General features: G+C 53.9%; 10 protein-coding genes and 2 tRNA genes. 3 read left to right on the forward strand and 9 right to left on the reverse strand.

Annotation, left to right across the window (positions count from 1 at the left end; genetic code table 11):
• Positions 1–14: 14 nt before the first annotated feature.
• The 6 genes from RTN40_RS03290 to RTN40_RS03315 form a co-directional block, all read right to left on the reverse strand.
• On the reverse strand, positions 15–512 hold the full coding sequence (locus tag RTN40_RS03290) for a phage tail tube protein (protein ID WP_312227180.1): 498 nt from the start codon (positions 510–512) through the stop codon (positions 15–17).
• Between the two features lie 44 nt (positions 513–556).
• Positions 557–919: a DUF3168 domain-containing protein gene (locus RTN40_RS03295; protein ID WP_312227181.1), complete on the reverse strand. Its 363-nt coding sequence runs from the start codon at positions 917–919 to the stop codon at positions 557–559.
• A 120-nt stretch (positions 920–1,039) separates the two neighbouring features.
• On the reverse strand, positions 1,040–1,483 hold the full coding sequence (locus tag RTN40_RS03300) for a lysis protein (protein WP_312227182.1): 444 nt from the start codon (positions 1,481–1,483) through the stop codon (positions 1,040–1,042).
• Positions 1,473–1,976 carry a lysozyme gene (locus RTN40_RS03305; protein ID WP_409418500.1) on the reverse strand — a complete coding sequence of 168 codons (504 nt, stop codon included), beginning with the start codon at positions 1,974–1,976 and terminating at the stop codon, positions 1,473–1,475. Before RTN40_RS03305 ends, RTN40_RS03300 begins: the two co-directional genes overlap by 11 nt.
• Positions 1,973–2,209: a class II holin family protein gene (locus RTN40_RS03310; protein WP_312227183.1), complete on the reverse strand. Its 237-nt coding sequence runs from the start codon at positions 2,207–2,209 to the stop codon at positions 1,973–1,975. The genes RTN40_RS03305 and RTN40_RS03310 overlap by 4 nt, the downstream gene beginning before the upstream one ends.
• A 228-nt stretch (positions 2,210–2,437) precedes the next feature.
• Positions 2,438–3,115, reverse strand: a complete 678-nt coding sequence (locus RTN40_RS03315) for an antitermination protein (protein WP_312227184.1) — start codon at positions 3,113–3,115, stop codon at positions 2,438–2,440.
• 228 nt (positions 3,116–3,343) lie between these two features.
• On the opposite strand from RTN40_RS03315, the gene RTN40_RS03320 reads away from it, so the two are divergent.
• Positions 3,344–4,039: a helix-turn-helix transcriptional regulator gene (locus tag RTN40_RS03320; protein ID WP_312227185.1), complete on the forward strand. Its 696-nt coding sequence runs from the start codon at positions 3,344–3,346 to the stop codon at positions 4,037–4,039.
• 210 nt (positions 4,040–4,249) lie between these two features.
• Here the strand turns inward: RTN40_RS03320 and RTN40_RS03325 are convergent.
• A tRNA-Ser gene (locus RTN40_RS03325) sits at positions 4,250–4,339 on the reverse strand.
• 93 nt (positions 4,340–4,432) lie between these two features.
• Between RTN40_RS03325 and mtfA the strand changes: the two genes are divergently transcribed.
• Positions 4,433–5,230, forward strand: coding sequence for a DgsA anti-repressor MtfA (gene mtfA / locus RTN40_RS03330; RefSeq protein ID WP_312227186.1), 798 nt, complete (start codon positions 4,433–4,435; stop codon positions 5,228–5,230).
• Between the two features lie 100 nt (positions 5,231–5,330).
• Positions 5,331–5,406: transfer RNA gene (locus tag RTN40_RS03335), tRNA-Asn, on the forward strand.
• A gap of 81 nt (positions 5,407–5,487) precedes the next feature.
• Here RTN40_RS03335 and cbl read toward each other — a convergent pair.
• Both cbl and nac read right to left on the reverse strand, forming a co-directional pair.
• Positions 5,488–6,438 carry an HTH-type transcriptional regulator Cbl gene (cbl, locus tag RTN40_RS03340; RefSeq protein ID WP_312227187.1) on the reverse strand — a complete coding sequence of 317 codons (951 nt, stop codon included), beginning with the start codon at positions 6,436–6,438 and terminating at the stop codon, positions 5,488–5,490.
• 101 nt (positions 6,439–6,539) lie between these two features.
• Positions 6,540–7,457 carry a nitrogen assimilation transcriptional regulator NAC gene (nac, locus tag RTN40_RS03345; RefSeq protein WP_312227188.1) on the reverse strand — a complete coding sequence of 306 codons (918 nt, stop codon included), beginning with the start codon at positions 7,455–7,457 and terminating at the stop codon, positions 6,540–6,542.
• Positions 7,458–7,832: the final 375 nt, after the last annotated feature.

Raw genomic sequence — 7,832 nt, forward strand, 5'->3', positions numbered from 1 at the left:
TAACCCCGCTCTGTTTAGCCAGTCGGCTGTGCTTTAGGGATCCACACCGCCGAACCGGAGCGCTGGATCGTTGCTGACGTTGCCACCACCGTATTAGCAGCGAAATCGAAAGGAAAATCGGTTACCTTTCCCTTAAAGACAAACCAGGTACGACTCTCTGGTAGCGTCATCCCGCTAACCGCATCAGGATCCACCCCGGCGGCGGCTTCCGGTACGGCGTCGCCGTCCGCCCAGCCTACCGCCCAGGTGAGATCGGTCTGATCGTCAGAGGCCGCCAGGCGATGGAGCCGCAGATGGCTGGTATTTGCCGGATCGGCGTTCAGCGTCAGCGTTGCCGCCGCTGGCGTCCGCAGCCCTTTTTTATAGCTGCGGGTGCTACGCTCGCTGAGGGGGGTATCTTCAATCTGGTCAGCAGGGTTGCCGCCAGGGCTAAATGCGGTAATACGCTCAACTTCAATAACGTCGCCATCGGCCAGAACATAGAGTTGCGTACCTTGAGTAACAATTGACATAAACGATCTCCAATAAAAAACCGGCTCAGGGCCGGTAAGGGGGGTTAGCGCTTTACTACCCAGTTCACTTCAAACGAGTAGCGGTAGCGGTTTGTGGTTGAGTCCTTTGCCTGAGCGCCCCAGCGGGTCACGGCTGCGTGCGGTTCAATAGCATCACGGAGCGCAGCGGATACGGCGGTTGCGTCTTCTGCCGTATCTGCCCACGCATCAATCTGTAGTGTGAAAGCATCTGCATCCGGACGCTGTGCAAGATAGGCTTTCGGTGTGCCAGCGATGGTTTGCCAGACGGCGCAGGGATAGAGCACATCATCCGGCAGGCCGAACGGGTAGAGACGCAGCGTGTCGCGCCCCAGCAGCGCCCTGACCGCAGGGCTGGCAGCACAGACGGTAAAAATGGGCGCTAGCATAACGCTGCCCCCAGAGTGGTGATGCCATAGGAGCTGGCTTCGTTAGGCATAATTTTTCCTCAGATAGTCATGGTCATGCTGGGAGAAATAAAAAAGCCCCTGGTAAAGGCCAGGGGCAGGTTAGTAAAGGCACTGCTCGCGAACGTAGGCTTGCAGCCCAATTAGCTGTCGGGTGACGGTTTCGATTCGTCGTCGAAGGGTGAGATAATCCCGTTCAGCGGCGTCAGCAAGTCGGGGGGTGGCAGCATCATCCATGCCGGTGGCGCTGGACGCTCTGTCCTCTTCGCAGGTTGCGTTGAGACGCAGCCGCTTATGGCCAGCAGCCACAGCGCGCTCAAGCCGATTAATGTTTTCCTGAGCATCCGCCAGTTCTCCTGAATATTTTGCGTCCAGCGCCGCTACGCTGCGCAGACGCTTCTGCATGTCGTTTATCGTCTGATGCGCAATATGCAGGCTCTGTACTGCCGCATCGGCCCGCTCTTTTTCGCCAGCATATTGGCTGTGATAGTAGGCAGCAGCAGCCAGGGCTGACAGCAGCAAGAGTGCTTTGCTATTAAAGGTCATGCTCACTCTCCGCCAGGCAGAGCGCACGCTCGGTTGTGCGACGATTTTCCAGACCTTTCCACCGTATGCCACCGGCGTAGACCCAACGCCGCATCTCATCGCAGGCACCGGCACGATCGCCAGCGTTAAGTTTGCGTAGTAGCGTTGAGTGTGAAAATGCGCCGGTGCCAACGTTATAAGCAAAACTGTAGAGTGCTGCACGCTGATACTCCCCCAGCGGCACGGTCACGCTGCTATCGACCAGGCGCTTTACAGACTGGAGATCCCGCTGCAGGAGCCGATCGCATTCGTGGTCGGTATAGGTTTTGCCCGGAACAATATCCCGGCCCGTATGTCCATCACAGACGGTCAATACCCCAGCCACGTCAGGGTAGGGACGATACTGACGCCCTTCCAGCCCCGCTTCATTACTGAGAAGCAGCGTGGCGATAGCCAGTGCACCCGCGCCTGCGGCACCTGTCAGCTTGTTACGTAAAGTGGAAGAGATCGTCATAACTCCCCCTTAAACCTGGCGGGATGAGTAGGCCAGCGCTGAAGCGCCTGAATCTGCGCCAGCGTGGTTTTACGTTTGTAGTACCAGTTAATGATGAAGGTCAGCAGCGCGATCACGATGCCTGCGATCACGCCAACAGCACTCCACTCGTCGGGGCTAAGCTGGGTCAGTAAGCCATTCGCTACCGTCCCGGCAGATGCAACATAGGCAGCACCAGAAGCGACTTTGCTCATAGTGAATGTTCTCCACTATTGATAAGTTTGGGTGAAAAAAGGAGGAGAGGGTTAAGCGCTGGCTGCGATAGGGTGAAGTACGCAGAGCAGCGTTTTTCAGGCACAAAAAAGCCCGCTCAACGGCGGGCTTCTCTGGTTAATTTTTCAGGACGTTGTATTCCATGATTAGAATCATAACAGCCAGCTTTGGACAAAAGCAACTCTTTTTTGCGTAACGCGCAATTTTTTTTAGCGCGTCAACGCATCAAATATTTGCGCAGCGTTATCTTCTTCGTCTCTGCACGTATCAACCAGCGTCTCAAAAAAAGGCTTCCAGTTACGGGTCCATGTGCGGGGATGCAACTCGGGTACGAACGTTACGATAGCCGCATAGATCTTTGTTGATGGTGTGGTAGTAAAACCTTTGCCTGAACATCGCTCGCAGGCTTTGAATACCGGTATGCCCTGCTCTTTGGTTGCCTGGCGATCTAATGTCTGACCGGTTCCCCGGCATCGACATCTGGCTGAAATTACCCCTTTGCCTCCGCAGTGGGTGCAGCCCCCTCTTCCGTCACATTCTGGACACGGCCAGGTCGTCGCCGCTGAGAGGGAGTACTCTGCAAAAGCAAACTGTGCCAACATCAGCATGCAGCGGCCAAATGCATCCCCTGCCGCTTTACGTACGTTTTTAGGTGCAACGGTCATAGCGTGACGCGCCAGGGTCTGAATAGCCTGCTGCCTGTCCCTTTCACTTAGCCCCGTTTTACCGAGAAAGATCGCCAGGCCGAATCGTGCACGGTGGCGGGTAGCGCCAAGCGCCGACAGGACATCGGTCGCGGTGAGCCGATCGGGCGACGTGCTGGCCACGCTGTCGCTGATGCGCATTCCCTGTGGGCCAAGGTATTTTAATGATGCTTCAAGTTTCATTTCGTCTTCACTCCACTCAGTAACGCCGTTCACCAGCGCACGTTTAAATTCCGTTTATCTTCTGGATCTTGTAGACAGGTTAAGGCAATACGACCATGCGCAACGCGCAATTCAGTATCTAAAATGAGCAGCGCCCTTCCAATTATTGCACTTTACGCATATTATTTCACCCGTGAGTATTGCGCAAGTCGCTTTGCATAACACGCAAAAACTACATGTAATGAGCTTATGAACATTGGAACCCGAGTAAGACAGCTTCGTTTAGCGAAGAAGATGAAAATTGCGGATCTCGCGGATGCCGTAGAGATTGATTCGGCCAATATTTCCCGCCTGGAGACGGGTAAGCAAAAGCAATTTACAGAACAAACACTTAATCGATTAGCTCACGCTTTAGGCGTTAGCGTCGTTGACCTCTTTACCTCATCAGATATTCAGTCTACTGTATATATAAACAGTAACAATAACTCTTCATCTGTAGAGGGTGTCGATGTGTTCAGGGTCGAAGTGCTTGATGTTGCCGCCAGCGCCGGCGCAGGATTTATTCAGGGTAGTGACGTGATAGACGTTATCCGGGCTATCGAGTATAGCCATGAGAAGGCTCTCTCCCTGTTCGGGGGTCGGCCATCGGATGAGGTCAAGGTGATTAACGTCCGCGGCGACAGCATGGCTGACACGATTGAACCTGGGGATCTCATTTTCGTGGATATCTCTGTTCACGACTTCGATGGTGATGGGATCTATGTGTTTGGTTTTGATGAGAAAGTATACGTTAAACGCTTACAGATGATCCCTGACCGACTGCTGGTCATCTCGGATAACCCGCGATATCGTGAGTGGAGCATTGATAAGCAAAATGAGCACCGTTTCACTATATTTGGCAAAGTGATGATTAGCCAGTCGCAAGCGTTCAAACGCCATGGCTAAGTCCTGCTGAAAAAGCCGCCCGCTGCGGCTTTTTTTATATTACCCGTTTTGCATTCTCTCTAAGCGAGGGATTCAGATAAAGGATCATGGCCGTTTTTGACCTGCGCTGTAAGACTGAAAGTAAATTGATCCTGACGGCGGAATTAACCTACAGGATTTTCTCATTGGGATCTGGATCGTGGAAAGCGAGGCGGTTAAGTGCTTGAATAATGGCGGAGAGAGGGGGATTTGAACCCCCGGTAGAGTTGCCCCTACTCCGGTTTTCGAGACCGGTCCGTTCAGCCGCTCCGGCATCTCTCCGTTTTGATGGTTGCCATCATGCCAGGATATTTGGCATTTTAACAGACCCAATCCAGTCAATTTTGTTCAAGTGACGAGTTTGCGAGCAAAGCGATGATAAAGTGGCCCTGGAAAGCAAATGAAGCATCACGGATGACAACCTACCCTTGGGAAGATGCGCTTGCCATACCGGTATTGGCAAACCTGACGCCGGACGAGCAGTATCGTCTGGCGCAGCTGGCTGAGCGCTTTTTACAGCAGAAGCGTCTGGTGGCGCTACAGGGTTTCGATCTCGATGCGCTCAAGAGCAGCCGTATTGCCCTGCTCTTTTGCCTGCCGGTGCTTGAACTGGGGCTGGAGTGGCTCGACGGGTTTCATGAGGTGCTGATCTATCCGGCTCCCTTTATTGTCGATGATGAGTGGGAAGATGACATTGGTCTGGTGCACAGTCAGCGGGTTGTGCAGTCCGGGCAGAGCTGGCAGCAGGGACCGATTGTTCTCAACTGGTTAGACATTCAGGACTCGTTTGACGCTTCCGGCTTCAACCTGATCGTGCATGAAGTTGCGCATAAGCTCGATACCCGCAACGGCGACCGCGCCAGCGGCGTACCCTTTATTCCGCTTCGCGAGGTTGCCGGCTGGGAACACGATCTCCATGCGGCTATGAATAATATTCAGGACGAAATCGATCTGGTGGGTGAAAGCACGGCCAGCATCGACGCCTATGCGGCGACCGATCCCGCCGAATGTTTTGCTGTACTGTCCGAGTATTTCTTTAGTGCCCCTGAACTTTTTGCGCCAAGGTTCCCATCGTTATGGCAACGCTTTTGCCACTTTTATCGTCAGGATCCCCTTGCCCGTTTACGTGCCAATACCACGGCTTCCATGTCAGGACGTTATCGCGTTCAGTAAAAGAGCAGTTTGTGTTATAATTAGCCAGTTAAATCAGCGGGTTAATTTTAGTGTTGACACTAAAATGCGTGGCCAGTAATATGCGCCCCGTTCACACGATTCCTCTGTAGTTCAGTCGGTAGAACGGCGGACTGTTAATCCGTATGTCACTGGTTCGAGTCCAGTCAGAGGAGCCAAATTTAAGAAGCCCGCTTTTTAGCGGGCTTTTTGCTTTTCAGCGATTAACCATTTTAAAGGCTCGCCGGGTTTTTATACGATTAGATCTGGTAATCCAGTACCATCTCATCCGGCTCCATCACCTGACGCTTGATATCCTCTACGGAGAGGCCAGCATTGCACAGTTCGATAAAGCGCCAGACATAGTTGCGCTGGAGCTGTCCACGTTTAAGGCCCAGCCAAACGGTATTCGCGTCAAACAGATGGCGGGTATCAAGACGAACCAGCGCCCCAGCCTCCTGCTCACTGCCTGACTGTTCAGCAACAATGCCCACGCCCAGACCCAGCTCAACGTAGGTTCTGATCACATCTGAGTCCTGTGCGCTCAGCACGACGTCTGGGATCAGTCCCTTGCGGCCAAACGCTTCATCGATGCGTGACCGGCCGGTAATACCTTGCCGGTAGGTAATTAGCGGCCAGCGGCTAATCTCTTCCAGCGTGAGCGGGGAGGCATTAGCGAGCGGATGATCCTGCGGGATCAGCAGACTGTGGTGCCAGCGGAACCACGGGAAAGCCACCAGCGCCGGATCGTTACTTAAACGCTCGCTGGCAATACCGATATCCGCCCCGCCGTTGTGCAGCAGTGACTCAATCTCCTGTGGCGTTCCCTGAATCAGCTCGAGCCGTACCTCAGGAAAGAGCGCCCGGAAAGATTTGATCACCGGCGGCAGGCTATAGCGCGCCTGAGTATGGGTAGTAGCAACGGTCAACACGCCGGAGGTATCGTTGGTAAAGAGATCGGCGAGTCGGCGAACATTGCTGGCCTCGTTGAGGATCCGCTCGGCAATCACCAGCAGTGCTTTGCCCGGCTCGGTCATACCCAGCAGGCGTTTTCCCCGGCGGATGAAGATCTCAATTCCCAGCTCCTCTTCCAGCTCGCGTATATGACGGCTGACGCCGGACTGAGAGGTATAGAGCATATTGGCGACTTCGGTCAGGTTATAGTCCCGGCGCGCCGCTTCCCGGATTATTTTTAGTTGCTGGAAATTCATCCTACCCTCCAGAGCCAACAGACATAACGCTATTGTTAAAGTCTGAGGCCTGGCAGGACAAATAATAAAAACCAGCATCTTATTCCTTTATGGAATAAAAACTAACCCACTAACAGTAGCTCGCGGTTTTCCAGGGTTGGGCGGCTGACCAGCGACAGCAGAATATCTTTAACTGCCTGCGCCTGCGGCGACAGCGCTCCGTGAGCAGATGTATTTAGCGAGAGCGGGAGACTCATGGACGGTGCCGTAATGCGCGCCATCCAGCCATTTGCCGCACTGCAGAGGGATCGCGCCGCAGATTCCGGCAGTACTGTGACCCCCATTCCGCTGGCAATCGCTGCGGTTAAGGTCGTAATGGACTCAATCTCGCCGATAATTTTCGCCGTCAGGCGACGCAGGGAGAATGCTTCGTCAACCCGCAGGCGCACCGCGCTATAATCACGCGGCAGGAACAGATTCATCTCCGCTACGGCGGTAAGATCGACGCTCTGCCCTGGGCAATCCCGGGTACCCACCAGGTAGAGATCCTCTTTCAGCAGCGGCTGGCTGGCGATACCCTCTGCCGGCGCACGTTCATAGAGCACGGCCATATCCAGCTGGCCGCCGATAAGCTTATCGTTAAGATCGGTACCGCTGTTCTCGTGCAGATAGACCATCACGTCCGGCAGTTCGTTGCGCACGGCCTGCAGCAGCGGCATGGTAATAGAGGATGCCGCTGTCCCCGGTGCCAGGCCAATTGCCACCTGTCCGCGCAGGGTCTGGCCAACGTTGTTGACCGCCAGCTGGGCCTGCTCACACTGGCGCAGAATGGTTCGGGCGTGGGTGTAGAGTATCTTCCCGGCTTCGGTAGGGGTTACGCCACGCTTGGTGCGAATTAACAGCTGCTGATCCATTTCACCTTCAAGCGTTGCTACCTGCTGGCTCAGCGCGGGCTGCGCGATATGTAAAACTTCTGCGGCCTGGGTCAGGCTACCGATATCAACAATTTTTACGAAATACTTCAGCCGTCTTAAGTTCATTTTGCCTCCGGAACTAAACGCGTAGGTTGATGCATGTAAGTCTCTTGTCGGAGGAGTTGCAAGATGCTTGCCAATTATTGAAAAGTGGTTTTGATTCTGGCTAACAGGCTGGATTATAAGAGTTTCTGATTACCTTACCCCTTGTCACTACGCAAAACGCCCCATTTGCCCTGCCCCATAAGGGGTAGTTTTGCACTGATGTGGTGCATAACCATCATTTTTGCTGATGAATACGCCAGATTGCTGCAAATCTCAGCAAACGATCGCCGGAACCACATCGAGGCTTTGACAATGCTCTCTGCCGCCGCTACTATTCGCCTCGTTCACACGATTCCTCTGTAGTTCAGTCGGTAGAACGGCGGACTGTTAATCCGT

Source organism: Pseudescherichia sp. (genome assembly GCF_031987975.1).
Lineage (GTDB): Bacteria > Pseudomonadota > Gammaproteobacteria > Enterobacterales > Enterobacteriaceae > Pseudescherichia.

Bases quoted from the DNA above. Each gene is read 5' to 3' on its own strand.
- RTN40_RS03290 (WP_312227180.1), bottom strand. From the start codon at position 512: ATGTCAATTGTTACTCAAGGTACGCAACTCTATGTTCTGGCCGATGGC.
- RTN40_RS03295 (WP_312227181.1), bottom strand. From the start codon at position 919: ATGCTAGCGCCCATTTTTACCGTCTGTGCTGCCAGCCCTGCGGTCAGG.
- RTN40_RS03300 (WP_312227182.1), bottom strand. From the start codon at position 1,483: ATGACCTTTAATAGCAAAGCACTCTTGCTGCTGTCAGCCCTGGCTGCT.
- RTN40_RS03305 (WP_409418500.1), bottom strand. From the start codon at position 1,976: ATGACGATCTCTTCCACTTTACGTAACAAGCTGACAGGTGCCGCAGGC.
- RTN40_RS03310 (WP_312227183.1), bottom strand. From the start codon at position 2,209: ATGAGCAAAGTCGCTTCTGGTGCTGCCTATGTTGCATCTGCCGGGACG.
- RTN40_RS03315 (WP_312227184.1), bottom strand. From the start codon at position 3,115: ATGAAACTTGAAGCATCATTAAAATACCTTGGCCCACAGGGAATGCGC.
- RTN40_RS03320 (WP_312227185.1), top strand. From the start codon at position 3,344: ATGAACATTGGAACCCGAGTAAGACAGCTTCGTTTAGCGAAGAAGATG.
- mtfA (WP_312227186.1), top strand. From the start codon at position 4,433: ATGATAAAGTGGCCCTGGAAAGCAAATGAAGCATCACGGATGACAACC.
- cbl (WP_312227187.1), bottom strand. From the start codon at position 6,438: ATGAATTTCCAGCAACTAAAAATAATCCGGGAAGCGGCGCGCCGGGAC.
- nac (WP_312227188.1), bottom strand. From the start codon at position 7,457: ATGAACTTAAGACGGCTGAAGTATTTCGTAAAAATTGTTGATATCGGT.